Here is a 25999-nt window from a genome sequence, read left to right on the forward strand (position 1 = left end):
ACGGGACTGGGTTTGGGGATATGGAGTTTCTGATTTTCATAGGGCTGATCTGGCTCGTCGGGACCATTTTCGGCAAGAAGACACCCAAAGCTCCCCCCACGCCACCGGTCGACCCGAAGCTAGCCGAAGAGGCTCGAGCGAACGCGGCTCGCTGGCAGGCCACGTTCGACGCTGCGTACCGCGAGTGGATCGACGCTGCCACGCGATACGCCGGCACCGGCTCGGTGCGATGGATCCCCAAGGGCACAGCCAGCCGCTTCCTGGCGTCTAATCCCGCGCCCAAGCACCAGACTAAAAGCTGGAAGCAGGCGGTAGGCGATGACTCGCCTTTGACGACGCTACGCAGTCAGTTCGACAAGGCGAATACCCAACACGCCATTCTGGTGAGGCTCAAGCGTGGCGACTTCTTTGCGAAGGTCGAGAAGAACCCACTGACCGAAGAACAGATCCATGCGTGTATCTGCATGGATGACGCCGTGATGGTGGTGGCCGCGGCGGGCTCAGGCAAAACGTCGACCATGGTGGCTAAGACGGGCTACGCCCTCCATCAAGGTCTGGCCACGCCAGAACAAATTCTGTTGCTGGCATTCAACAAGGCCACGGCCGAAGAAGTCGGTCAGCGCATTGCTGAGCAGTTGAAGGGCGTACCGCAGGTGGAGAAGGTGCGATCGAACACCTTTCATGCCTTCGGCACGGATGTCATCGCCAAAGCCACCGGCAAGAAGCCGTCGCTTGCGCCCTGGGTTGATCCCAGCAATCCAGGTGGCGATGTCCGCGAAGTCGGCGACATCATTCGGACGCTTTCCGAACAGGACAAGGCCTTCAAGCGAGACTGGGATCTGTTCCGCGTGGTCTACGCGCGCGATGTCGGAAAGTGGAACGAGCCAGATGTGCCTGATGCCTACGCAAACGGCGTTCGAGGATTTCGAACAGCGCGCGGCGAGGTGGTCAAGAGTAAGGAAGAGCGCACGATCGCCAACTGGTTGTTCTACAACGGTGTGAGATACGTGTACGAGCAACCCTACGAGCACGACACAGCAACCACTCATCATCGGCAGTACTTCCCAGACTTCTATTACCCCGAAGGCAAGCTCTACCACGAGCACTTCGCACTAAACGACAGAGGGCAGGCCCCCAAGCATTTCGGGGACTACTTGGACGGCGTGAAGTGGAAGCGCAAGATCCACAAAGAGAAGGGGACGGCACTCTTTGAGACCACATCGCACGGGTTGATGACCGGCGAGGCGATCCCGGCGCTGGAGCAAACGCTGATCCAGTACGGCATACAGCCTGTCTTCGACCCGAACAGGGAGGCCACGGGTCTGGCGCCAGTCCACGAGCAAGACCTGGCCCGATCATTCCGCGTCTTCCAGCAGCACGTGAAAAACAACGGACTGACCCATCGGAACCTGGTCGACGCGCTTGCTGCGCAGTCAGAAGACGGGTTCGGCGCACGCCTGCGGCTGTATCTAGCCATCTACGAGCGCATTGCTGCGGAGTGGGAGAAGCGCCTCAAAAGCGGCGGCTTCATCGACTTCGAGGACATGTTGATCCTCGCGGCCGGACACGTAGAGTCCGGAGCCTACAAGAGTCCGTACACGTTGATCTTGGCCGACGAGTTCCAGGACAGTTCGCGCGCCCGCATCCGCCTGTTGAAGGCGCTGTCGGGCCAGACCAGTCCGCCTGCGCACCTGTGTGTGGTCGGGGACGACTGGCAGGGCATCAACCGGTTTGCCGGCTCGGACATCACGGTGATGACGGAGTTCGAGAAGACGTTCGACCACGCCACACGTCTGTCACTCACCACGACATTCCGGTGTCCGCAAGACCTGTGCGACGTGTCGAGTCAGTTCGTTCAAGCCAACCCCGCCCAGATCAAGAAGAAGGTGAAGACGACCAATCCGCTGACCAAGACACCCATGCTGGCTTATGGGTTCGCGGATCAAGCGAACATCGCCCCCTACGTCGAGAAGCAGCTGGCCCACATGCACCAGCTGCTAGTGGATGGCAAGCTCACGCCTGCCAAGGGCACGCGAATGACCGTGATGCTGTTGGGGCGCTATCGCAACGATGAGCCTGCTGCCTTGAAGGCATGGCAACGAAAGTTTGCCGAGCGCCTGTCGATCGAGTATCGGACCGCGCACGGATCCAAGGGTCTTGAAGCCGAGTACGTGTTCGTTCTCAACGTCGTGCAAGGCACGATGGGCTTTCCTAGTCAGATCCAGGATGACCCGGCGCTGCAACTTGCAATGCCCGTGCCTGATCCGTATCCCTACGCCGAAGAGCGCCGGCTGTTCTATGTGGCCATGACGCGCGCGCGCAAGCAGGTGCGCTTCTACACGGTGCTGGGCCAGCCTTCGCAATTCCTGGTTGAGTTAGGCAAGAAGAATGGACTGGAGATCCAGCCCATCGACGGGGATGCGCTGGAAACTTGCCCGAGATGTAGCGCAGGCGTTCTGACTCAACGGGACAGTCGATTCGGACCCTTTCTGGCTTGCAGCCGCTTCCCTGCTTGCGACTACAAGCGCAATACAGAGGGCGGGGCGACCCGGCGATCTCAGCCCGCCACATCCCAGCGCATCACCAAACCAGTGGCGGCGGGTGATCGGTGCCCCATCTGCAAGAAGGGCAAACTCCAGCGGAAAAATGGGTCGAATGGTCCGTTTCTCGGCTGTTCGCGCTACCGTGATGGATGCGGCGCCACCGCGAACCTGATGGTTCGACATTGACGATATCCAGACTGAGGCTATGGCCATGAAGTTCGCACTCGAACGCTTTTCCTTGGCTGAGCTGACGCAGCTGATAAAGACCGCCGAACAACGATTGAAGGTGGTCAGAACGCGCCGCCCCATCGCAGAAGTTCGACGTGACCTGACACGTTTCGCAGCGTTGCAGGGGTATGGGATCGAAGATCTTCTGGGCGCTACGCCTGAGACTGCCAGCCCGACGAGGCGCGCCGCGCGCAAGTCGCCGAAGGTGGCTGCGAAGTACCGAGACCCTGAGAACCGCCGTAACACCTGGTCGGGTCGGGGCAGTCAGCCCCGATGGCTGGCTGCGAAAGTCAAGCGTGGCCACCAGGCGGCCGACTTCCTCATTCCAGGTCTGGCCAAACCCACGGCCAAGAAGCAGACCGTTGTTGGAAAGCGGACCGTCTACAAGGCGGGCGCTGCTTAAGTTTTTTCCCCTACCTCTGCAGAGTCCGGCTGTGAACTTTCGGGGCTTATGCGGGGCGCGCCAACGTTCAAGCTTTCCTTGCCCCGTGTGGGGCTCACAAGGAGACGAACATGGCAAAGGGCAATGGCGGATCGGCTGGCAAGGCCGGTGGTGGCTCGAAGGGCGGCTCGACTGCTGGCGGCGCTCGAGGTCCGGCTGGATGGCCGTCGACCAAGCCTGGTATGCCGTCTGGCGGCAACCGCAATAACGCGCCGCCGAAGCGCTGATTACGGGTCGATGAGCCAGGTCGGCAGCCTGGGGGCGGTCGACGGGACCGGGGGTGGGTAGCGGTGTCTATGCCGCTCCCACCATCCCAAGTAAGCCTCCCGCCAGCCCGTGCGGTCCAGGTGGCCCACAGCGGTTGTGTGATCTGGCAAGAGCAGGTTCAACAGGAGGGTGGCCACTAAGTACGTTTCAAGCAGGTCCGCTTGGTCGTCGAGGTGGGACGCCTTGGTATTGGGTGTCCATAGTTGGGTGTGGACCAGAGTCCTGAATGACTTTCGAGTCAGTGGATCCTTGCCACTTCGCAAGGCGCGAACGAACCGATCGCTCTCTCCACCCCGTATCCCTGAGCGATCTGCCTGGGCACCCATGTCGGCGATCGAGCCCGGACGTTCCGGCCAGCTGCCTTCGCGTAAGAAGTGGCCCACAGCGCCGATGAAATCCACGAGACGTGCGGCCGGATCGGCCGGCGTGTGGCGACGCCGATCGGGCAGGCCGGGTGGTGCCAACAGCACCGCAAATCTGGGGAGGCCCCTCATGGCGTCGGGTGCCTTCGTGCGGCCGATCCAGTGCCCGATCTCGTGGTCCACGGCCGCCAGGAACGACAGCGCCATGTGGGCGCGTCGGATCAGAGCTAGGTCTAAGGCAGCCCGCTCAGGAGCTGACAGCTCCAACGTGGGGCCTCGGATACCCGCTACCGCCAAAGGTGCGCAGTAGGCAGGCCCCAGCTCGGACTGCGGTCCAATCTCGGCGAGGAAGCCAGGCCCGTCGGTGTCTTCCAACTGGCAGAGCCGTTCGTCTGACGCATCGAACATGGCGACTAGCTCTCGGGTAGCTGGCGCGCTGTGCTCGTCGAGCAAACCCAGCCCGTAGACCATGATGGCTGAATGCCCCTGGGGGATGTTCTCCTTGAACCCTCGGAAATCTGCGTCAGGGACTCCGCGCTTCTGGAGCATGCGCAGCAACAGCGAGTCCGAATGCGCTGCGACTTGCTCACGATGGGCTATGAGAGCTGCGTAACCGCGACCCCGTCGATATTGCATATGGTTCAGCCCGGTCGCGTACTCGAAGAACGCTGCTGGGGCCATGCCCACGAGCTTGTGGGCCACCTCGATATGGAGTGCGAAAAGCATGACGTTGAGCGGTAAGCCAAGGCGTGTATGGATCCTCATTCTTGCGCAATGTTGGTGGTGCGGTTTAACGCGATACCAGTTCCTCCGGGATGTGAGCTGAGCCCCGGCGAGAGCATCACAGGCGATCTATTCGGTCGTACAGCGATGTCTGCTTCTGGCCGAAAGCGGACACGGCCAGGGCAGCAGCAGGATGCTTCGAGTCTAAGCACCGCCAAGGCTGCCTATGCCGATCGCGCAGTGTGGAACGCGTGGCGCGTCGCGCAGATGTTCGAATGCGTTGACCCTGCACGCGGCCGTGCACGAAGCTCTGCAGTCCCGACGCTTGCACAAGGACGTTCCAATGCGCCGCGACCTGCTTCTATCGCTCAGCCTCATGCTCACGCCGTTTGCGCTCCTGGCAGGTACACCTTGGGCACCGTCCGGCCAAGGTGCAACGGTTCAAGGTACCGGCGATTTCCTGACCGGGTCGGGCGCGTTTGTGTCGCTGTCGGTGGGAACGCCGAGCGAAGCAGGCTTTGCCGGAGCTATCACGTCACTCGATGCCACCGATTGGCGCGGCCAGGAGATCACGGTCTCAGGCGAAATCACCGTCCTGGAGAGAGACGGCGCAGCCGCGCTATGGATTCGAGCTGACGGCGCTGAGGGCAGCCTCGCGTTTCGAAACTCCGCAGCTTCGCCTGTCAAGTCGGCAGACGGCGCACAGGGACGCGCCGTGCGGCTCTATGTGCCCGAGGCTTCCACCAGCATCAAGCTCGGCACCACGCTGCGAGGCATTGGTGAGGTCGTAATCAGCTCGCTTCGACTGCGCGGCACGCGCGAGACGGACGCAGGGATATCGGCCTATGAAGTCTTGGAAGCCGCGATGGATGCGATGGAGGCGCCGGCATTAAGCGCCGATCGCATTGATTGGCCGGCAGAGCGGAGGCGCCGGCTTACGCCCGCGCTCACGAGTCTTCCAGCCCGCGAAGCGCACCCCGCGGTCGAGACCTTGATTCGCCAGCTCGATGACCGGCACAGCGCTTTGCAGCCGCCTCGGGACGCCGTCGACTACGAGCGTGGGCGACGCCCACGCACATTGTCGAGGTGAGCGTGTCTGACGGCATTGGCTACATCTCAGTCCCGGGCCTGGTCGGCACGGATCGTGAGCAGGGCGACGCGTTCAGTGCCGAGGTTTGCCAAGCGATCGAGCGCCGCGCGAATGAAGCTTCGCGAGGGTGGATCGTCGACCTGCGGCGTAACGGCGGCGGTAACATGTGGCCCATGCTGACGGGCCCGCGCGCCCTGCTCGGAGAGCCATCGCCTGGTGCATTTGTGGATCGGGCAGGCACCTCGTCACTGTGGCGTATCCGCAGAAGCGAGGGATGCAGCTCGGACCTTTCAAGCGCACCGGTGGCGGTGCTGATTGGCCCGAGGACCGCGAGTTCTGGCGAGGCCGTTGCAGTTGCGTTTCGTAACCGGACTAGAACGCGCTTTTTTGGCCGCCCAACCGCTGGGCTCGCGACGTCCAATCAGAGCATCAGGCTTCCTGACGCGAGCATGCTGATGCTTACCACGGCCGCGTTTTCCGATCGCTCGGGCAGCACCTATCCAGTTGGCATCACGCCCGAGGTGCAAGAAGAAAGCGATCAAGCGACACGAAACGCTGCTGATGCCTGGCTTCGGACAATGCCCTGATCCGCTCCGCCTCCGACCTTAAGTGTCTGAGTTCGGTTGTCCGTTTTCGGCCAACAGGGCACCTTGACTCGACTCCATGCGAAGATCACGACAAAAGAACCGGCGGCTAAACGTCTTCTGGAACGCGAACCAGATTTCCGGCTTCGCCGTACGTATGAGTAGGAACGGCCGCCTCCTCCCAAAGACTCTTACGCTAACTTCGATGCGCATGTCTCTGTCCCAATCGTGCCCGCCTCGCTCGAACGCTAAAGCGGAAAGAAGCCGCGACGTCCGTCGGCCTTGCCTGAGCCGACGAATTCGGTGTGTCCCAAACGTGCTTGCACGTCTGACGAGGGTTCCTCGTTTTCGAGAACGATGATTTGACCCGGCCCCTTCCTGTCGGCCAGCCAAGCGTAAAGCTGGTCCTTTACTGACGGGTCTAGTGCCTCGTCCGGATCCTGGCTGCCGTGCTTGGGGTCTTTGTAGGTGACCACCGGAGAGTCGATGGCGATTAGTCCTATGTGGGGGTGGCCAAGCTCCAACGCTCGCTCCATCAGCGCCACGACCAAGGCGGTCAGGAAGATGCCGCGTTTGCCCTTACCGTACGACACACGCTGCCGGTTGTTTATGTACAGATCTGCGTGGCTCTCATCGAAATGTACGGCATGCACCATCGGCACTCGCCATTCGGCGAGCAGCTCCGAAATACGCCGGCAAAGCTCGTCCGCGCTGCCAGAAAAATCTCGAGAAATTTCCTGTTTTTTGCGTTTCGCTTTCGCCTTCATCTCACTGAGTCGTTGTTCTATCGACCCGATCCGTTCGAAACTGCGCAGCGCCACTGTCAGCTCGGCTCGTCGCTCGGAGAGCGGACCTAGGTGGTCGTGTTTGACGTCCTGCGCGGCAGGGCGAATTATGCTCGCCTGCTCGTTAAGATTTGCCGCAGTGTCCTGGTTCAAGGCCGAGACGGTGGCATGCAGTAGTTCGATGTCCCCGTCCACATCATGGAGGGCGACCGCCAGCCCTCGTCTGAGAGTAGTGATCTTCGCCAGCTCGGCGTTGGCCGCTTGGCCGATAAGGTCCATGTCTTGCCAATCGTCGTGGCCGAGCTGGTGGTTGATGTCCGACTTGCACAGGGGGCAAGGGCGTACTTCGAAGGACGCGGTAACGTCCAGTGCCGTAATAAGTGAGGTCAGGCGGTTGAAGTCGTTCTCATACTTTTCGTCCAGAAGTTCGAATCGATCCCGAGTTTCGCGCCCCCGTATCAGTTCCGTCTTTGCTGCACGTAGCCGGGTATCGAGTACCTCATGCTGCGCCTTCAGCGTCGCCAAGCCTTCAGCATTGGTTCGCATGAAGGCGTCGATGCTTTCGATCTCTTGCTCAATACGACCCAGCCCATCAATGCAATCGGCCCGGGTCCAGCCGTTTGGAATGTTAGCGCGTAGGGACGTTAGCTCTTCCTCAAGCGCCTGCACGTGACCTTTGGCGATGTTCCGGGCATCGGTCTTTAACGCGAGCGTCGCACCAGAGTCGTCGATCCCGGTTAGCGCGAGCGCGACCGCGGCGCGGTTGCGCATCTTGAACAGCTTGTCCTTACCCTCCAGCGGCACCCTGTCCAGTGTCCGGATCTCGTCAAACACGCTCAGGCGGCGCAGATCGCCTGCAGTGACACCGGCCAGCACGCCACTCTTGACCAGGATCCGTTTGTTCGCGGCGGCACTCCATCGGACAAGAAGCGGAGCGATGTCTTCTGCCACGGGAAGCTGTGCTGGTGGAGGCAAGTCGTGGAAGCCGGTATGCACGACTTCATTGCCCGCGATGAGGTCGCGAAACAAGGTGTACTTTGATCCGTCAGCCACAAGTACCTGCAAGGCCGCCCGGGTATATCCCTCGGATAGGCCGACGTCGAGGGGCTTCTCGTTGCTGCCGAGGCAATAAGAGATGCTCGCCGCGATGTAGGACTTGCCGGTATCTGTCGGGCCGAACACCAGATGGGAGGCGCCGCCGGGAGTCAGCTCTGCGTTCGGCTTGGTGGGCCCGGTAAGTACCAGCTTGTGTATCGAAAGCCTCGTCATTATGGGCCGTCCGTGGAAATGAAGTGCGCTTTCCAGAGCGATCCTCGGGCGCCAAGCAGCGCTTCCAGGTCATCGTCGCTCCAATGCCCGAGTTCTCGAGCGACCCACGCGCAGCGCTCGCGCAATGCCCGGATGTACGCTCCGTCAAGCAGGTCTATTAGCGCTGGCCCGCTCTCGCCGATGCCATAACGGATGCCTTCGGAGGTGGCCGTAGCGTCGATGAAAGCCCGGCTTGCCATGAGAAAAAGTCCCGACTGGATCGCTTCCCTCCGACTTGCATACTCAACGCCACGCAGCGGAACGGGAGTATGCAAACTCTCGGGCCCACCGACATCAGCGCTGTAGATGACGGCATAGTCGAGGTACAAAAGGGTTTGGAGGTCTGGCTTTCGCGGATGCAGGGCATGGAGCAGATAGACCACGCGGATGCCGAGCTCGAATGGGGTGTTGAAGACCTGTGAGCTACTCTTCATCTGCGTCTGCCCAGTTCAGGCGCTCTAGGTTCACCAGATGGTGGCAGGTGCCTTGAAGGTCGCCGGCCTGCAGTCGATAGTGCAGAGGGTTATCGTTGACCTGCAGCGAGTTGGCGGTGAGTAGCGTTTGCGTTAGGCGCGTCCAAGAACCATCGTGTGGAACACAGGCCACGCCGGAGACGCCTATCTCAACGTCGTCCAGCAACGCGCCAAATGCGCCCGGCAGCTTGTCGCGGCTGAAGCGGTGCAAGCCCTCGGCACTGTAGAAGAGTTGACGCTGTGCAGCGAAATGCTTCAGGTAAGTCTTCGGGATGTTCTCGATTGCCGTAACGCTCAGACCCGTTTGCTCCTGGTACACGCGCAGCAGCGCCTTGAGATAGCGCTCGTCCATCGGGTCCGGCGCATCGGGCGTTTTCGGGTTCGGTCCTCGCGAGTGCAGCACTCCGAAATGCTGCCAATGCTCGGCACCATTACGAGAATGCATCTCAAGAAGTTCATCAGGCGTGCGTCTGGAAAAGATGCAGAAAGGGAAGGTGAGAAGGAACTGACGAATTGCTGGGTCCCAAGCCCGCTTGAACGGCCCGAAGGCGCCGTTCTTCCGCTCCCATTCGGTCATAACCCAGTCGCGCATGCTATCGGGATCTAAGAGGTAGTCCTGCAGCGACGCACCAACCTTCAGCGCGCACAGGTAGTACCGTCGCGGACGGCTGTAGGCACCATCGTGAACGTGGGTCAGAAACTTTACGAGCTCGCCAATCACGTCGCTAGGCGAGAGCGTACCGCCATAGTACTTCGCTTGGTACAGGTCCCACGTGCCTGCAGTGGGCGGGTAACATGTGTAGCCACAGACGTCTCGGCCTTTGTCATTGGCGCCGCCCAGCCGGATGACCTGTACGTACTGCCCTTCCTTTTCCAGCTGACGAGCGCAGCGCTCGATGAACGCCTCCCATTTAACGTCGTCCATGAGCAGCAGACGCTGCTGAGGCGTGGGGCTCGCGGGCCCGGACTGATAGTTAGGAGTGGTCACCGCGCCCCCGCGTTGCCTACGGCTCAGCTGCTGCCGAGAACGATATCCGAATCTACGTCGAACGTGTAAGGCGTGCGATCCGAGTGTCCGGTTTGGCGCTCGACGAGGCGTGCGCCGATGCGCATGCGTGCGGCCCAGGCCTGGCAGAGCGCAGCCAGGGACAGCGGCAGCGCGATTAGCCAGAGGAAGGCGTGCAAGAACGGCCCAAGCTGGACGAGCCCGTCGGCGGCCTCGCCCAGAAACAGGCCGAGATAGACCGGCAGCAGCACCATTTGCAGCGCAAGCAGCAGCGGCGTGGACGCCAGCAGCGATTTCGCATTCGCCTTGCCCAGATGGGCGAACGTCACGACGTAGTCGATGCAGGGCGTCAGCAGCACGAGCAGCATGCCGATTCTAAGCAGTGGATCGTTAGGCAGCCATGGCAGCAATAGCGCGACGAGCAGTGGCACTGCCACGAAGTTCGCGATCAGCAACGCGGCCAGGAAGCGCAGGTTAGAAAGCGCCCGCGTGAGCTCGGTCAGCGGTACCTGGAGAAACGTTACGAACAGCATGAAGGCCAGAAGCGGATCGATGGCGACGGTCAGACGCGTGGTGCCGTTCCAGAGCCACGCGAGCACTCCTGCAGCCGCCATGGCCACGAAATAGATCGGCACCTGCCGCATTTCGAGCGTGTCGCGCAATGAAGCCAGACTCATGTGCTGCCTGTCGAATTGACGAGTATCGGGATTGCATTATCGCGACCAGGCGATCCACGAGTACATCCAGCGGCGTTTGCCCGTAGGAGCCGGCGTGCGTAGCCATGTCAGTAGCCAGCTTGCGCAAGCTCAGAGTGGCTCAGCACAGTCTTGCGAAAGAACACCCAAAGCGCGAGCTGCTTTCAGATTGAAGGCTCCGCCTTAGCCTCTCACGGAGCTCTCCTGCTTTTGCAGGTCTTCCCATGTCTGCTATCGGCCAGTAGCGGTCGTTCGCAATGGAATGTTCAGTGACTAGAGAAGAACGCAGCCATTGCTCTGGGGGGTCACGATAGTCGTGCGACGGATGGCGCGCGTGACCGCAACGCGGAGCGCCAGACGGGACTGCGCGATGCGCCTAGCATCTGCATTCGCCGCCACGATGCGGCCAGAGAAGGTGCCCTCATACACGACGACCTCGTCGAACTCCTTCCCCTTGGCCTTGTGGATGGTCATCACATGTAGGCCGCCCCACTCCTTCTGCGCGGCGACGAAATGCTCCTGAAGGAGGGCATCACCAAGCGCCGCCTCGGCACCGGCATAGTCGCCCTGCGTCCTCCACATCTCACTAAGTGCCGTGCGCAGCGCGGACCCCCTGTGCAGCAGGCGGAGAAACCGCGCGTCCTCCGCTACCCGGGCCACATGGGGCGCTGGTGACGCTGCGATTAGCTCTCGCATCGCAGACCAGTCTTCCTCGGGGTTTCCTGAGAGCCTGAGATGCAACCGCTCGGCCGCGAGCCTCTGGCACTCCTTGACGACAAGCTCCCTGTTTTTGCCGCGGATCTTTCCCGTCGACATGTAGGTGCCGATGGCGCCGGCGAGGTCCATCTCCGCCTGCGCAGGCGCCTTGTTGCCAGCGCGGCCGCGAATGTGGGTGTGCAGCGTGGCGACCAGACGTGATGCCAGCGCCGCTGCGGGGCCTCCTCCAAGCAGCACGGCGATGACGTTGGCCGCCAAGGACGGTGACTCCGCGTCCATCGCCACCTCGTGCCGAAGTGCGGGTAGGCCATCAAGATCCGAGGACAGGTACTGCGAGAACTTCAGCATGAACGCCTTTGAGGGCACCAAAACGGCTACTGACGTGTTCGGCTCGCTGCGCAGGCGCCGGAGCGCGGCCAGCACCTCCGCCTTGGCCCGGAAGTGCGGGCTTTGGTTCCTGCGAAATCCGTAGCGCGCGACCTTCACGTGCGTGTATTCCTTGCCGCGGTTCCGATCGGTCAGCAAGTCGTTGCCGAAGACGGTGATGTCCGTCCCGTTGCTTCGGTAGTTCTCGCCCGAGAAATCGAAACTCCCAGGTTGGAAGGCCTCTACGAATTCACCTAGCCGGCGGGGATCGGCACCCCGGAATTCGTAGATGCGTTGCTCGGGGTCTCCGAGCGCGATCAGCCGGCTTTGTCGACCTAGTTCCTGGATCAGCGCCCATTCGTCGGCGTTGGTGTCCTGAAACTCATCGAGGATCACCATGGGATAGGTGTCGCAGTAAATGTTCGCCAACCGAGCACTGCGCCGAAAGAGCTGTGCGACCAGCCGAGCGAACAGGTCGAAATGTAGCCGCCCCTCCTCCTCGAACAGGCGGAGCATCTCCCGCTCGCGGAAACCTGCGTCCACGTCGGCGAAGTGGGCCGCGGCCTCAGGCGGCGGCAGGAGGGTGATCGCCCGACCGGTGTTCAACAGGTAGCCGTGGCTGCGTAGGATGCTCCACGCGAACCCGTGGTACGTGTTGATCTCCAGGTGCTTGAGCTCTTCCGGCGAAATCAGCTCCGCCGCTTTCTCGACGATGCGCGCGACCGTTGGCCTCGCGAAGCTTAGGAAGAGCACCTTCTGACCCGGCTTCAGCGTTCCACTGGCGACCTGCTGCTGGGCTTTGACGAGCGCCACGTGGGTTTTTCCGGCGCCCGGGCCTGCCAGCGCCAATGCGTGTCCGGGGCAGGCCAGGAAGGCGGACTTCTGCGGACTCCAGACCATGGGCTTCAGGCCGCGGCGGGCTCGACTGGAGGAGCGGGAGGTGCTGGCAGAGGCGGAGGCTCAATTACTTGGAATATGCCGTACAGGCACTGGGCGATGTATTCGGGCATCTCCCGCCAGCTGGTGCAGGACGCGAGTAGGTCGGCCGCTTGGCCGCTGCCTTTGCTCCAAGCGAAATATTGCAGCAGCGCGCTCTTCAGCGCAGCTAAATCGGACTCCGCCTTCGGCGTCACAGCTGTCAGGTGCTGTGGCCATTCACCGTCGGCCACGACGCTCAGCGCGTAGCGCCTGATTGCGTTCTCGTTGCTCCCTTGCAGCACCAGCGACTCGAATCCCTTCATGGGTGATTCGTACGGGTGGTCGACCGCGGCACGAATGAGGGCAAGCTGTGTTTCGTCTTGCTTGTCGAACATCGCGAATACAGTCTTGCCCATACCCCTGAAGAAGTGGCCAAGCGGCGCAACTTGCGAGTCCGTCTTGGCGTCGATGACCGCCACGCCGAGCGCTTCGAGAGACTTGAAATACAGAGGATCGGTCCTGCTGAGCGTGCGTGCGGCAGCAGGCAGTGCGTCGAACTCTGTTCGCCCTTCGACGATGAGGACGTACTTGGCCAGCAGCGCCTCGCAGAAGCGCGCACGGAACTCCGCCTTGTAGGCTTTCGGCTTGATCGCTGGCGGCAGGCTGGCAGGGGTGGAGGTCATCACGCCCCCGGTCCGCTTGAGCACTTTGATTTGAGCCGGTTCGAACTCCTCGAGCACGTACGGCGAGTGCGAAGTGAATAGGGCCTGCGCCGACTTCTCACGCACGCTGTTGATGATGCGCTTCTGCGTGTGGGGAGGCAGCGCCGTCTCAGGCTCTTCCATGGCGAAGATTACGTTCTGCTTGAGATCGGCAATGATGGACAGCAGCGCGAGCACCAACGTATTGATGGTGCCTGTGCCCTGGTGCTGGTACGGCGCAGCGTAGCTGCTGCCATCTAGGCGCTTGGTTCCCGTACCCATGAACACTGTCAGCGTGCGGCGCAGCGTCTCGCGAGTGAGATCCGAGACGCGCATGTGCGGATCTTCTGCCCAGTCCGACGGGACGAACTTCTTGATCGAAGCCTGCACCGCGGCCAGCAGCGTGGTGACGCCGAGCTCAGGCTTGTCGGCTACGGGGAGAACGCGTAGCGAATCAAGCAACTCCTCCCACATCCTGAGGCGAGAATCCTGAAGGCGCAAAATTACGTCCAACAGCGATCCACGTTCCAGGCTGAGCGCGCGCGAGCCGGTGCGCACCGTGCGTAAGTATAGGAAGCCGCATTTTCGCTTGTCGGTGGCGCGAAATGTTTGGTATTCGCCGGCGCCGATGGGGGCGGGCAACGCAAAGAACGTATTGCCGAGGAAGTCATCTTCCTCCGAATCGTAGGCGCCACGGAAGAAGACGCGCAGCGCGGGCCCGACCCCAGCGGCATCCGCGCCCTCCACTGGCGGACCGGACAGTAGCGTCTTCGTGTTGGTGTTCCACCATTCTAGATGCTCCCGGAAGTGTCGAAGCTGCTCCTCGTTGAGGTCAGCGACGATGACCTCGACTACCAGCGGGATCGGCTGACCTTCGGCGTTGAGGTATTGGCCTGCATAGAAGTCGTGTTCGTCGACAACAGGACGTCGGGAGAGCCGCTCTGGGCCCAGTACGAGATCAATCGCCTCAAGCAGCGTGGACTTGCCCGCGTTGTTATCGCCAACGAGCACGCTGTGACCGTCGAAGTGAACGACGCCCTGCACAATCCCTCGGAAGTTCTCGATCTTGGCCTGAACAATCTTCACGAAGCTCCCCCCTTGTGGCTCGTTAGTTCGGCCGAGGAGATGCATACGTGGTCTGCCCCAATAGAGCAAGAGGCCGGCCACTCTACTCGTCGGGGCCGCACCCGAATTGCGCTCTAGTATTCGTGGCCATCTACAGGGCGGCCTCTTTTCTTTAGTTCTTGGTCACTGTCCCCTTGGTGGGAAGCAGCCACCGAGCCGGCGTCTGCTAATGGCCGGAAGCCGACCTGCGTTGACTCTTCTTATCGGCTGACATTGTGGAGTCTCCTACCGAGGAGAATCCTACGCCATCTCAACGTGTGCCATGGAACAAGGGAAAGCTGGTCGGCCAGAAAGCGCCCCTCAGGCTTAGCGAGATCTGGTCCATCCGTGTTCGGCTACAACTGAGCGACAGCGCCGGTGACCTAGCGCTATTCAACCTGGCCATCGATTCCAAACTGCGGGGCTGCGACCTTGTCAGCCTTAGGCTGAGGGACGTGTCCCAGGGTACCGCGATCGCCAAGCGCGCAATCGTGCTACAGCGGAAGACTGGCAGGCCCGTCCAGTTCGAACTGACTGACCTGACCAGAGCATCCGTCGCGGAATGGGCACGCCAAGCTCAGCTCACATCTGGCTCCCACCTGTTCCCCGGGCGGTCGGATCGGGCCGCCCACCTCTCGACCAGGCAATACGCGCGGATTGTCTCAGTGTGGGTTACCGCCATCGGGCTCGATCGCCAGGCGTATGGAACGCACAGCATGCGCCGGACAAAGGCCTCGCTCATCTACCGACGCACCAAGAACCTGCGCGCTGTCCAGATCCTGCTAGGGCACACCAAGCTCGAGAGCACGGTGAGGTATCTCGGAATTGAGGTTGAGGATGCCTTGGAGATGGCGGAGCAAACAGAGGCCTAACTCGGTATGCGCGACCTCCGCACCTCAAGTTTCGTAGGCCGCCTTCGGCCTAAAGCGCGGCCGAGATCTACCGCTCCTCTGCGCCCCTTCCGATAAGTACATCCGTTGCGATCGTCGTCTGGATCCACTCCTCGTAGTACTTGAGGCGCACCCCATAGTTGGTTTGTCCGTACATGCCTGGGTGAATCTCCATCCGGTTGCCGTCGACACGCTTCCATGAGGTGATTCCGGCAACGTGCCACTCGTTGTCCACAGCGACCAGCATGGGGCCGCCGCTGTCCCCATTGCCGGCCGAGGCCTCTAGGGGAAGTGCAGCTGGCGGTTTGTCGAAGGTGTAGGAGATCCACCGACCATCCGAGGCGGTTATCTGGTTGTAGCCCTGGCGTAGGTCTGTCCGATTCGGGCCGTGCGGATGGTGCCCCTCCGCTCCCGTGCCGGTAGCGCCCGGGCCCATGATCCGGACGACTTTACCTAGCGCCGATCCACTGTAAATGGCCGCGGGCACGACATCGCGGACCGGTTTCGAAAGGTGGATTAGAGCAATATCGTCCGAGGAGGCGATGAACTCCAGGAATGCCGCCCAATCCCCCGACTTGATTGCCGAATCAGTCATCTCCTGAGGCGGCTTCTTGTAGCCCGGATGGATGACAACGCGACTGACGGCATAGGGAGTACCACCGACGACAACGACGTCCATCGCAGGCTGCCAACTGATTACGTGCGCGGCAGTGAGCACCCACTGTGGCGCGATGAGGACTCCATGGCCTTCACCGGGTACATCGGCAAGCGCCGGAAATTCAGAGGCAGCCATCCGATACTGCAGGTCCGGAATGTCATCTCGTATGACGACAGCGCTCGCGCTGAAAGAGATCATTAGGATCAGAAGAGCCGCGCGGCGCATTCGCAACATCCGTTGTCGTGAAAGCCTATTGTGGCCTCGAAAGCTCGCCAGCGGCTAGATACGGGCCTCGAGATGGCCGCTTTCGGCCAGAAGCGGACACTCGTCTTTGCGCTGCAATTGCCGTGTAACCACTACTACTGCGCTAAGGTTTGCGAGTCAAAGTGAGCGGTTGGTCTTGCTTGAAGAACAATTCAGCGCGGTCCCATGACCACGTTGAGATCGCCGCCCTGCGGCATGCCGCCGCGACGCTGCACGGTGCCGTCGGCATCGCGGAACACCAGCGCAGGGGTGCCGCCGAAGCCCAGTTCCATCATCAGCATCTGGTTCGCGTCGAGGACGCGGCGCACGTCCGCCGGTACCGTCGCGGACGGCGGAATGCCGCCCTGCGCGTAGGCGCGCTCGTTGCGGGCGAGGGCTGCGCCCGGGTCGGCGTCGCCGAGGATCGCGGCGACCTTGTTCGCGCTGTCCTCCTTGATCACGCCGACCAGCACGTGTCGGATCTGCACCTTGCCGGCGTCCACCCAGGGCCGCGCCGCCTGCCAGAAGCGGTTGCAGTAGGGACAGTTGGGATCGCTGAAGGCGTAGATCACCCGCGGTGCATCCTCGCGGCCGTCGCGCACCCATTGTGCGGACTCGAGTTGCGTCCAGGTCTTCTCGCCCATGGGTTTGGCGACGAGCGCCTGCAGACGGCCAGCATCGATCTCCTCGCCGTTGGCGTCGACGCGCGTGCCGACGATCGCCTCGCCACTACCGGTGACATAGACCGCGATCGGGCGCTGGCCGGCGACGCCGGCGAAGCCGCGCAGGCCGGCACCGGCGTTGAACTCCTCGACGATCTCCAGTCCCTGGTCCTGCAGCGCGTCGAGCACGGGTGGGCGCCCGCCGTCCTCGGCATGGCTGCAGGCGGTGGAGGCAAGCGTTAGTGCGCCGAGCGCGGTGGCGGTCAGTAACGGAAAACGGGACATGGTCACTCCGTGGAGGCGGGGGAAACGTTCGGATGCGCGTCGAAGCGACGACGCAGGGTGTCGGCGAGACTGGCGCGGGTCAGTTCGCCCATGTGGGTGTCGACGAGGCCGCCGTCGGCATCGAAGAACAGGGTTGTAGGCAGGCCGCGGCTGCCGAAGGTGCGCATGATGTCGGAGCCGGGATCGCGCAGCACGTCGCTGAGCGCGAGGTTCTCGGCCTCCAGGAATCGTTGGATGGTGGCGGCGTCCTCGCCCTGGTTGGCCAGGATGAAGCGCACATCCGGATAGCGCGCCTGCGCCTCGGCCAGCGCGGGCATTTCGCGTCGGCACGGTGGGCACCACGTCGCCCAGAGATTCACGACCACGGGCGTGCCGGTATAGGCCGACAGCGCTTTCGGCGTGCCGTCCAGCGTGACCAGCGGCGTGTCCGGCAGCGGCGGCGCCGAGTGCTGAAGCAGCGTCAGCGTGCCGCTGGCGGCCAGCCATACCGCCAGCCCCGCGGCCACGCCGAGCAGAGTCGGCCGTCGCAGGACGCGCATGCTCCGAGTGCGCCACAGCAGGAAGCCCACGGCGGCAGGCAATCCCGCCCACCACGCGAAGCCGCCGTCGCCGATCGAGATCACCGACCACGGCGCGGCGGCGTACTGCGGCCACCAGCGCAGCACATAGCCGAGACGGGCGGCAAGCAGGCCGACGAACAGCGCGTCGACGACAAGTGCGCCTGCAGTTTTCGAGGGCGCTTCCGGCAGACGGCGAGCACTCAAGCGGGCCATGACAAAGGCTGAGACTGCAGCGAGCAGCGCCACCACGATCGTGATTGGAAATGGGCCCAGACCGATCACGGGACACCTGCCGCGTCGAGCTGAGCAATGAAACCGCGTGCATCGACTTCGCCAACCGTTCGCTGAGCGCGACGCTCGCGTCCGTCCGGTCCTATGAGGATCAGCGTTGGTGGGCCCAGCACGCCCCAGTGCCGAAGCAGAGCCTGGTCAGTTGTGTCGTGCGAAGTGACGTCGGGCCGGAGGATTTGCATCGACGCTAGGCGCTCAGCGACTTCGGGATGACCGAATACCTCGCGTTCGATGACGTGACAGGACACGCACCAGTCAGCGTAAACATCAATAAGCGTCCAGCGTCCGGACTGCGCCGCTTCGGCGATGCGGGCATCGACATCAGCGATGGATTTCACCTCGATGTAGTTAGGCTTAGCGGACGACGTCGCAGCTACAGAGGAGCCGCCGCCCAGAGCTTCCAGCGGCCGCAACGGAGCACTACCTCCCGATGCTGCGCCGACCAACATCAATGTTGCCCAGAGTCCAGCAAAGAGCGCGCCGAAGCGCAGCATCCAATGCCCCGACGCTGCCGGCGTCACCGCACTTGCCCAAGCAAACAGCCCAACGGCCAATCCCAGCAGCCATGCGCCCCAAAGCGCCATTACGATTGGTGCCGCCAAGAACCGCGCCACCATGACGATTGCCAAACCCAGCATCACGAAGCCAAACGCAGATTTCACGCGGTCCATCCAAGGTCCAGGCCGGGGTAGCACTCGTGCACCGAACACAGCGATTAAAACGAGCGGCAGACCCATGCCGAGCCCGAGCGCGAACAGCGCGAGACCTCCAGTGACCGCGCTTCCAGTTTGACCTATGTAAAGCAATGCGCCAGCCAATGGCGCGGTCATGCACGGCCCCACTAGCAGGGCCGACAGCAGGCCGAGAGAGGCCGCGCCGAGCAGGCTGCCGCCCCGGCGCGTTTCGCCGGCCTGCGCAACACGGTTAGAAAGCGTTGATGGCAACCGCAGTTCGAAGAGGCCAAAAAGTGATGCAGCCAGCAGAACGAACAGCGCCGCAAACAGTCCCAGCAGCCAAGGCGCCTGCAGCGCAGCCTGCAGGTTTGCACCGGCTAGTCCAGCCACGACTCCGACTGCCGCATACGCGGCTGCCATCGCCAGAATGTAGGACGCCGATAGCGCGACCGCGCGCCGTGGTCTGGCATCACCACCGACAATCAAACCGGACACGATAGGAAGCATTGGCAACGTACAAGGTGTGAATGCCAGCAGCAGGCCGAAGCCGAAAAACAGCAGGGTGCCTGCAACCGGGCCAAGACTGGCGAGGCGCTGCGCAGTGGCTTGGTCTTCGCCGAGGGCGGGCGGCTCCAGTGCGCGTACTGGCGGCGTCGTCACTGGCGAGGCGGCAGGTGCCACCACGGCATCACTCTTTGTCTCTGACACCTGCGTCGCGGCGTCGGCCGCCGGCGCCGATGGCGAAGAGCTGGATGCGCTTTTAATCGCTGGTGTGGCGGTCAACAGGGCGGGCTGGGTCGTTTTCGCCACGGGATCCGCGGCCGCAGCGCCTCGCGCCGGGCCGGAGACTGCGGCGGGCATTGTGGCGTCGGAAGCCGCAGCGTCCGCGCGACGCTCAGTCGCGCTGCCGGGCAGCGTTAACACTAGCGTCTGTGGCGGGTAGCAGATACCTGCCTCGGCGCAGCCCTGCCAGCGCAGCTGCAGCGGGCCACGCGCATTGCCTGGAAACGTAATGGGCAGCGAGCCGGTGTATATCTCGGTGTCACCGAAGAACTCATCGCGGTGAGGTATGCCGGCAGGCGTGCGTAGCGTGACTTCAGCGCCATCCGCATCGACCAAACGTAGTGCATGCCGATAGAGGTAGTGCGCACTGGCAATGCGCCCTTCGATTGCCCAACTGTTCCCTTCCTGCCGCACGGTGCCGGGCACAAAGACCTGCTCCGCCGGCAGGAATTCGCGCTCTGCGCTGCTCTGCCACAGAGGAAAACCGGTGCCCGCCCACGCAAGGGTGACGGTGAATATCGATAGCAGGAGGATCGTGAGGCGACGACGCAAGACATGTACCTGAAGCGTGGACGACGCACACCATCACCTCCACCGCTTAAGTGGGACTTAAGTGGCGTGCGGCTGGCGTCTCGCTGCGACAGCGACTAGCATAGTGACCTCCATGTACTCGAGATCCGGAATGCGCGTACTGGTTGTCGAAGATGATGCGTTGATTGCCGCCGGTCTTGTCGCCGGCCTTTGCGCGCAAGGCATGGCGGCACGTGCTGTGGTCAGTGGGGCCCAAGCTGAGGCGGCCTGTCTCGATGAGATATTCGACGCGCTCGTACTCGATCTGGGATTGCCTGATGTCGATGGACTGACGTTGTTGGCCGCGTTGCGCGCGCAGGGGATCGCGGTCCCGGTCGTGGTACTAACCGCGCGCGATGCAATCGAGCACCGCATCGCTGGCCTCCATGGGGGCGCTGATGATTACCTGGTCAAACCTGTGGATCTGCGTGAGCTCGGCGCGCGCTTGCATGCGGTAGTGCGCCGCGGGAGTGGGCGCGCGGTGCAGCAGATTGAGGCAGGCCCGTTACGGATCGAACCCCATGGCGGCCAAGCATGGCTCGATGGAGAGACTGTGCCGCTGTCGCGGCGCGAGATCGACCTGCTGACACATCTGGCCGACGCGCGTGGCCGCTGGCTGTCAGCGGACTTACTGCGCGAGCGGCTGTATGGGTTGGATGCCGATGTCGGAAGCAATACGCTCAACGTTCACATCCACAACCTGCGCCGCAAGCTCGGCAGTGAAGCGGTTGAGAGCGAACGCGGCTTGGGATATCGCTTGGGCTGGACGCCGCGGTGAGCCTGCGCCTGCGGGTGGTGCTGATCGCCGGACTGGCGCTGTCCATGCTTTGGTCGGGGGCGGCGGCGTGGCTGGCGCACGACCTCCACCGCAACCTCGATCGCACCTTGGACCATCGACTCGCGATGTCGGCGCGCATGGTCTCAGGCTTGCTGCAACGCTCGGCTGTGCAATCTGCAACAGCCACCCCAATGCTCTCGGGCGCAGTCAGCGTCGGCGGGGGTCAGGGCATTGCCTGCCAGATCCGCTCATTGCGCGGCGAAGTGCTGGCCGCCACCGGCGATGCTGCGCTGGCGGGGCGCATCGTGCCCGCGGCGGGATTCGCCGATGTGTTCATCGACGGCGCGGCCTGGCGGACCTACACCTTGCAGGCCGGCGACTTCCTCGTCACGACAGCCGATCGAAGCGACGAACGCGACGCACTGGTGCGTGGGCTGCTGACCGCCGCAGCCGTTCCGATGGGGCTAGCGGTCCTTGGCGGCCTGCTGGCGCTGTGGATCGGCATCGGACGCGGGCTGCAGCCGCTTGATGCCCTGCGCCGAAAGCTGCAGAACCGAGACATCGAGGCCACGTCGCCGCTGGACGATCGTCGGGCGCCGCGCGAGCTACAACCACTACTGCAAGCGCTCAACGGGCTGCTCGAACGTCTCGCTGCTGCGATCGCCCAGCAGCGCGCCTTCACCGACGCCGCGGCTCACGAGTTGCGCACGCCGTTAACCGGCATTGACACCCATTTGCAGATCGCTCGCATGGGCGGCGATGCCAATGTGCCGCATGCACTACGGCAGGCTGACCAAGGCGTGCGACGCCTGGCGCGCACGCTCGACCAAATGCTGGCGCTTGCGCGCGCCGAGTCAGCCGTTCCTGAGGGCGATGCTTGCGATTCGATTCAGAGTGCGCTTGAAGACGCCCTCGCCTGGCTGGAGCCCGCGGCGCGCGGGCGAATCGTGCGCGTCGGGGCCGACGATCGTGCGACCCCTATCCCGCACTCGATGCTCGCAACGGCCGTGCGCAATTTGCTCGACAACGCGCTGCGCTATACGCCTGACGAAAGCATCGTGCAGCTCGGGATCGTTTGCGACGATGGCGAAGGCAAATGCCGCATCACCATCGCCGATCGGGGGGACGGAATGACATCTGCACAGATCGCACAGGCCGGCCAGCGCTTCTGGCGTGGCGATGCGGAACGGCCCGGCCGCGCGGGCGCAGGCCTCGGTATTTCAATCGTACGTGCGATCGCCGCGCGGCACGGCGGCCGTCTCGACCTAGCGCCACGAGCTGGTGGCGGTCTGGTCGCGACATTGCTGGTGGCAATCACCTGACCGCTTTATGGATTGGTATCGTCGAGGCGCACGCAATTCAACTGCGCCACGGCGCTCAGGCCTCGGGAGGTGTGAACTGTCCAAGCGGAATCCGCAGATAGCGTCGCCCGTTGGCTTCCGGCTCCGGAAGGCGGCCACCGCGGATGTTGACCTGTAGCGCGTGCAGCATCAGCGCAGGCAGCGGAAGAGTCGCGTCGCGCGCTTCGCGCGTACGCACGAACGTCGCTTCGTCGACAGCGCCGGCCAAGTGGATGTTGCTCGCACGCTGCTCAAAGACTGTGCTCATGCAGGCCGGATCGCGGCCGTCCTTGCCATAGTCGTGGCCGACGAACAGTGCGGTGTCAGCCGGCAGTGCGAGGATACGCTTCAGCGTGGCATAGAGTTGGTGCGCGTCGCCGCCAGGAAAGTCGGCGCGCGAGGTGCCGCTGTCGGGCATCATCAGAGTGTCGTGAACGAATGCGCTGCTTCCGATTACATAACTAATTGACGCCATTGTGTGGCCTGGCGAGAACAGCACCCGAGCTTTCAGTGCGCCAATCTCGAAGACGTCGCCGTCGGTAAACAACCGGTCCCACTGCCGGCCGTCGGTGTTGAGATCGTCGAGGCCGTAGAGATCCTTCCACAACGCTTGCACACCGGTTACGCGCTCGCCGATAGCCATTGGGGCGTCCAGACGCTCCTTGAGGTACGGAGCGGCGGACAGATGATCGGCGTGTGGATGAGTGTCGAGGATCCAAACGACCTTGAGCCCCTCACGCTCCACGTGCGCGAGCAGCGCGTCAGCGTTGGTAGTCGCGACATAGCCCGCTTTTTCGTCGAAATCGAGCACTGGATCGATAATCGCGGCTTGACGGCTGGCGGGATCGGCGATCACGTATTGGAAGCTGCCAGTCTTCTTGTCGTACAACGAATGGACGATGGCGTCCTCGCGTGGATGGCGCTGTAAAGGCATGGCTCCTCCTTGGGTGTCGTTCAACGCACGATGCGTGCGAAGCGCGCGGCCTGACTGGCAGGCGCGTGCGTCGGAATGGATGGCGTCGCGGCAATGGGGGCGCTACCGAGTGCAGGCAGGCTGACAACATTGCTGCAGAAGATCGCGTGCAACGCGCTAAGTAAGATCCGCAAACGTGGATCGGCGATCGAGTAATGAATCGATCTTGATTTGCGCCGTGCCTTGACTAGGTCGTTGCGTCGTAGTTCGGCGAGTTGTTGGGACAAGCCTGGCTGACGCAAGCCTAGATCGCGTTCGAGATCGGCCACGGACGGTTCGCCTTGGGAGATCTGACACAGCAGCAGCAGACGCGTGGGCGTCGCAATCATGCGCAGAAGCTCGGCGACTTCCGGTACGTGCGCCTTCATGGCCTCCAGATCGGCGGGCAACATGGTCATGGCGCCCGCCAGCGGAAATACCAGGCCTCGTTATCGGCCGGCTGCACGGCGAGTACAGCATCGGCGTCCAAGGCAACAGGTTCGAGTAAGCGATCGCCAGGCTGCCATCCCTCTGGCGTCGCAGCACTTTCGCTATCGGCTGTCTGCAGCGCGGTAACGAGTCGCAGCAATTCCTCGACCGAACGGCCCACGTCCATCGGGTACCAGCTCATCGCGCGCACGATGCCTTGGGGATCGATCACATAGGTGACGCGTGTCGTCGCACTATCACCGGCCGCGGGATCGACCATGCCGTAACCGCGGGCGATCGCCATCGACGGGTCTTCGATCACCGGAAACCCGATCGTCACGCCGAAGCGCGCATGGATATCGCGTAACCAGGCCAAATGCGAGAACAGACCGTCGACCGACAGCGCGAGCAGTGCGCAGTCGAGGGCTTCGAAACGCGGCTGTGAACGGGCAAAAGCGATGAATTCGCTGGTGCAGACCGGCGTGAAGTCGGCCGGATGCGAGAAGAGCAGCACCCAGCGACCACGGTAGTCCTCCAACGCGATATCGCCACGGGTGGTGCGGGCACGAAATGCGGGTGCCGGCTCGTGCAATCGGAGCGGTGAATGGGCAGGCGTATCAGGCATGAAGTCGGTGTTGTCCTCAGGGCGCTCCACGCTAGCGATGAGGGAGCGCGATGTCGATGTGGAGGACTAATACTTGCACAGTTACGTAAACTATGAAAATGTAGTTCCGAACACGCCAGGGTCCAATGTCATGCCGCCTCTCTCGACTCCATCTTTTGAAGCCCGCGATGCGCCGTTGGATCAGGCCTGCGCATTGATCGAAGAGGCGATAGCGGCAGCTCGTCCTCGACCGGTTGTGGTGTCGTTCTTCGACTCGACAACGTCTACGGTGAGTCATGTTGTGCGCGATCCCGACAGCGAAGCGTGCGCGATTGTCGACAGCGTGCTTGACTTCGATGCGCCTAGCGGTCGGACAAAAGACGAATCCGCACAGCGTCTCGTCGATTACGTCGGCGACAACGGCTTGAGGGTCGAGTGGCTGCTTGAAACCCATGCTCACGCGGATCATTTGTCGGCGGCGCCGTTGCTGCAGGCGCGTGTGGGCGGCAGGCTCGCGATCGGCGCGCACATCACTAGCGTGCAGGAAGACTTTGGGAAGATTTTTAACGCCGATACGCGATTCGCGCGTGACGGCAGCCAGTTCGATCAACTGTTCGCCGACGGCGACCGGTTCCGCATCGGCGGGCTAGAGGCCGTCGCACTGCACGTACCGGGCCACACGCCAGCCTGCATGGCTTATGTGATCGGTGATGCGGTGTTCCCCGGGGACACGCTGTTTATGCCCGACTATGGCACCGCACGCTGCGACTTTCCCGGCGGCAGTGCGGCCACGCTGTACCGCTCTATCCACCGTCTGCTCGCGCTGCCAGACGCGGCTCGCGTGTTTTTGTGCCACGACTACAAAGCACCGGGACGCGATGAGTTTGCGTGGGAGACAACAATTGGCGATCAGCGCACGGGCAATGTCCATGTGCGCGAAGGCGTTACCGAGGCAGCGTTCGTCGCTATGCGAGAGGCACGTGACGCGACGCTGTCGATGCCGAAACTGATCCTGCCGTCTGTGCAGGTGAATATGCGCGCCGGCCACCTGCCCGAGCCCGAGGACAACGGCGTGCGCTACCTGAAGCTGCCGATGGACGCGTTGTGAACGTCGCCTCGTTGCACTGGGGTTGGCCGGTCGCCGGCGGATTGATGATCGGCATCGCGGCCGCGCTTTACTTGATCGTCGCCGGCCGGGTGATGGGCGTGTCCGGCATGCTGGCCAGCGCGACCAGGCTCAGTCCGAATGGCGCGCGAGCGCAATCGGCACTGTTCATCGCGGGCCTGCTGGCGGGTACGGCGGCTGCGCTGGCTTGGATTCGCACACCTTCATTCGAAGTCACCACGTCGTGGCCGATATTGGTCGCCGGTGGGTTGCTGGTCGGCTACGGCACTAGGCTGGGCTCTGGATGCACCAGCGGCCACGGGGTCTGTGGCCTCGCACGTTTATCGCCGCGTTCGCTTGCCGCCACGGGTGTGTTTATGGCGACCGCAGCGGTGAGCGTTTTCGTCATGCGGCATGTGATCGGCGGTGGCGAGTGAGTCGCGCGATCGCGTTGATATGCGGTCTTCTGTTCGGCACGGGTCTGGTGATCTCGGACATGGTCAATCCTGCGCGCGTGCTGGCGTTTCTTGACGTTGCAGGCAGCTGGGATCCAACGCTGGCGCTGGTCATGGGCTCGGCATTGGTGCCCTCGGCGCTGGCCTATGCATGGCGCCGACGCCGTCAACGCCCACTGGCGGCGGCCAGCTTCCATGTGCCTGATAACCCGAGTATCGACGCGCGGCTGCTAGGCGGTGCCTCTCTATTCGGCATTGGCTGGGGTCTGGTTGGCCTATGCCCCGGGCCAGCGGTTGCGGCCCTCGTCACGCTGCAATGGCCGTTCCTCACGTTCGCCGCTGCAATGCTCGCTGGTATGACTATTTATCGCGTACTTCATGTGCGAACTGCTTGATCTCGGAGGAACT

The 25999-nt window shown here is 62.7% G+C and carries 23 protein-coding genes and 1 pseudogene; 10 read left to right on the top strand and 14 right to left on the bottom strand.

Annotated features, from left to right (window positions below; all coding sequences use genetic code 11):
• The first annotated feature begins 20 nt into the window (after window positions 1-20).
• Entirely contained in the window at window positions 21-2729 is a 2709-nt protein-coding gene (locus ACI2JH_RS03695) for a UvrD-helicase domain-containing protein (protein WP_404735480.1), read from the top strand.
• 25 nt (window positions 2730-2754) lie between these two features.
• Window positions 2755-3174, top strand: a complete 420-nt coding sequence (locus tag ACI2JH_RS03700; protein WP_404735481.1) for an H-NS family nucleoid-associated regulatory protein — start codon at window positions 2755-2757, stop codon at window positions 3172-3174.
• Between the two features lie 266 nt (window positions 3175-3440).
• On the opposite strand, the gene ACI2JH_RS03705 is transcribed toward ACI2JH_RS03700, so the two are convergent.
• Window positions 3441-4607 carry a hypothetical protein gene (locus ACI2JH_RS03705; RefSeq protein ID WP_404735482.1) on the bottom strand — a complete coding sequence of 389 codons (1167 nt, stop codon included), beginning with the start codon at window positions 4605-4607 and terminating at the stop codon, window positions 3441-3443.
• A 301-nt stretch (window positions 4608-4908) separates the two neighbouring features.
• Between ACI2JH_RS03705 and ACI2JH_RS03710 the strand changes: the two genes are divergently transcribed.
• Both ACI2JH_RS03710 and ACI2JH_RS03715 read left to right on the top strand, forming a co-directional pair.
• Entirely contained in the window at window positions 4909-5655 is a 747-nt protein-coding gene (locus ACI2JH_RS03710; protein WP_404735483.1) for a hypothetical protein, read from the top strand.
• 2 nt (window positions 5656-5657) lie between these two features.
• Window positions 5658-6242: a S41 family peptidase gene (locus ACI2JH_RS03715; protein WP_404735484.1), complete on the top strand. Its 585-nt coding sequence runs from the start codon at window positions 5658-5660 to the stop codon at window positions 6240-6242.
• A 245-nt stretch (window positions 6243-6487) separates the two neighbouring features.
• Here the strand turns inward: ACI2JH_RS03715 and ACI2JH_RS03720 are convergent, their stop codons facing one another.
• The 6 genes from ACI2JH_RS03720 to ACI2JH_RS03745 form a co-directional block, all read right to left on the bottom strand.
• Window positions 6488-8293 (bottom strand): hypothetical protein, encoded by a 1806-nt coding sequence (locus ACI2JH_RS03720; protein WP_404735485.1) that lies wholly within the window; start codon window positions 8291-8293, stop codon window positions 6488-6490.
• On the bottom strand, window positions 8293-8766 hold the full coding sequence (locus ACI2JH_RS03725; protein ID WP_404735486.1) for an ABC-three component system middle component 2: 474 nt from the start codon (window positions 8764-8766) through the stop codon (window positions 8293-8295). The genes ACI2JH_RS03720 and ACI2JH_RS03725 overlap by 1 nt, the downstream gene beginning before the upstream one ends.
• Window positions 8756-9730: an ABC-three component system protein gene (locus tag ACI2JH_RS03730; protein ID WP_404735487.1), complete on the bottom strand. Its 975-nt coding sequence runs from the start codon at window positions 9728-9730 to the stop codon at window positions 8756-8758. The genes ACI2JH_RS03725 and ACI2JH_RS03730 overlap by 11 nt, the downstream gene beginning before the upstream one ends.
• Before the next feature lie 86 nt (window positions 9731-9816).
• Window positions 9817-10488: a bile acid:sodium symporter gene (locus tag ACI2JH_RS03735; RefSeq protein WP_404735488.1), complete on the bottom strand. Its 672-nt coding sequence runs from the start codon at window positions 10486-10488 to the stop codon at window positions 9817-9819.
• Window positions 10489-10779: 291 nt separating this feature from the next.
• Entirely contained in the window at window positions 10780-12489 is a 1710-nt protein-coding gene (locus ACI2JH_RS03740) for a UvrD-helicase domain-containing protein (protein WP_390328684.1), read from the bottom strand.
• A gap of 5 nt (window positions 12490-12494) precedes the next feature.
• Window positions 12495-14294, bottom strand: a complete 1800-nt coding sequence (locus ACI2JH_RS03745; protein ID WP_390328686.1) for an ATP-dependent endonuclease — start codon at window positions 14292-14294, stop codon at window positions 12495-12497.
• Between the two features lie 296 nt (window positions 14295-14590).
• Here ACI2JH_RS03745 and ACI2JH_RS03750 point away from each other — a divergent pair, with 296 nt between their 5' ends.
• Entirely contained in the window at window positions 14591-15184 is a 594-nt protein-coding gene (locus ACI2JH_RS03750) for a tyrosine-type recombinase/integrase (RefSeq protein ID WP_282274927.1), read from the top strand.
• A 67-nt stretch (window positions 15185-15251) separates the two neighbouring features.
• On the opposite strand, the gene ACI2JH_RS03755 is transcribed toward ACI2JH_RS03750, so the two are convergent.
• From ACI2JH_RS03755 to dsbD, 4 genes are all read right to left on the bottom strand, one after another.
• A complete protein-coding gene (locus tag ACI2JH_RS03755) occupies window positions 15252-16058 on the bottom strand; it encodes a trypsin-like serine protease (protein ID WP_282274929.1) in 807 nt (268 codons plus the stop codon).
• Window positions 16059-16276: 218 nt separating this feature from the next.
• A complete protein-coding gene (gene dsbG / locus ACI2JH_RS03760) occupies window positions 16277-17050 on the bottom strand; it encodes a thiol:disulfide interchange protein DsbG (RefSeq protein WP_282274930.1) in 774 nt (257 codons plus the stop codon).
• Window positions 17051-17052: 2 nt separating this feature from the next.
• On the bottom strand, window positions 17053-17892 hold the full coding sequence (locus ACI2JH_RS03765; protein WP_282274932.1) for a TlpA disulfide reductase family protein: 840 nt from the start codon (window positions 17890-17892) through the stop codon (window positions 17053-17055).
• Window positions 17889-19910: a protein-disulfide reductase DsbD gene (gene dsbD / locus ACI2JH_RS03770; RefSeq protein ID WP_282274934.1), complete on the bottom strand. Its 2022-nt coding sequence runs from the start codon at window positions 19908-19910 to the stop codon at window positions 17889-17891. Before dsbD ends, ACI2JH_RS03765 begins: the two co-directional genes overlap by 4 nt.
• Window positions 19911-20040: 130 nt before the next feature.
• On the opposite strand from dsbD, the gene ACI2JH_RS03775 reads away from it, so the two are divergent.
• Together ACI2JH_RS03775 and ACI2JH_RS03780 are read left to right on the top strand one after the other, a co-directional pair.
• Window positions 20041-20706 carry a response regulator gene (locus tag ACI2JH_RS03775; RefSeq protein ID WP_282274935.1) on the top strand — a complete coding sequence of 222 codons (666 nt, stop codon included), beginning with the start codon at window positions 20041-20043 and terminating at the stop codon, window positions 20704-20706.
• Complete coding sequence (locus ACI2JH_RS03780) at window positions 20703-22028, top strand: ATP-binding protein (RefSeq protein WP_282274936.1); 1326 nt, start codon at window positions 20703-20705, stop codon at window positions 22026-22028. The genes ACI2JH_RS03775 and ACI2JH_RS03780 overlap by 4 nt, the downstream gene beginning before the upstream one ends.
• A gap of 55 nt (window positions 22029-22083) precedes the next feature.
• Here the strand turns inward: ACI2JH_RS03780 and ACI2JH_RS03785 are convergent, their stop codons facing one another.
• From ACI2JH_RS03785 to ACI2JH_RS03795, 3 genes and pseudogenes are all read right to left on the bottom strand, one after another.
• Entirely contained in the window at window positions 22084-22980 is an 897-nt protein-coding gene (locus tag ACI2JH_RS03785) for an MBL fold metallo-hydrolase (protein WP_404735489.1), read from the bottom strand.
• 131 nt (window positions 22981-23111) lie between these two features.
• A pseudogene (locus ACI2JH_RS03790) lies at window positions 23112-23387 on the bottom strand (ArsR/SmtB family transcription factor); the annotation flags it as partial.
• A gap of 26 nt (window positions 23388-23413) precedes the next feature.
• On the bottom strand, window positions 23414-24052 hold the full coding sequence (locus tag ACI2JH_RS03795; protein WP_282274938.1) for a peroxiredoxin: 639 nt from the start codon (window positions 24050-24052) through the stop codon (window positions 23414-23416).
• Window positions 24053-24182: 130 nt separating this feature from the next.
• Between ACI2JH_RS03795 and ACI2JH_RS03800 the strand changes: the two genes are divergently transcribed.
• Genes ACI2JH_RS03800 through ACI2JH_RS03810 form a run of 3 tightly spaced genes read left to right on the top strand, consistent with a single transcriptional unit; the run spans window position 24183 to window position 25986 of the window.
• Window positions 24183-25139, top strand: a complete 957-nt coding sequence (locus ACI2JH_RS03800; RefSeq protein ID WP_282274966.1) for an MBL fold metallo-hydrolase — start codon at window positions 24183-24185, stop codon at window positions 25137-25139.
• Window positions 25136-25573: a YeeE/YedE family protein gene (locus ACI2JH_RS03805; RefSeq protein ID WP_282274939.1), complete on the top strand. Its 438-nt coding sequence runs from the start codon at window positions 25136-25138 to the stop codon at window positions 25571-25573. Before ACI2JH_RS03800 ends, ACI2JH_RS03805 begins: the two co-directional genes overlap by 4 nt.
• Window positions 25570-25986: a DUF6691 family protein gene (locus ACI2JH_RS03810; protein ID WP_282274940.1), complete on the top strand. Its 417-nt coding sequence runs from the start codon at window positions 25570-25572 to the stop codon at window positions 25984-25986. The genes ACI2JH_RS03805 and ACI2JH_RS03810 overlap by 4 nt, the downstream gene beginning before the upstream one ends.
• The last annotated feature ends 13 nt before the right edge of the window (window positions 25987-25999 follow it).

This window comes from Stenotrophomonas sp. NPDC078853 (assembly GCF_044901215.1).
Classification (GTDB): Bacteria; Pseudomonadota; Gammaproteobacteria; order Xanthomonadales; family Xanthomonadaceae; genus Stenotrophomonas; species Stenotrophomonas lacuserhaii.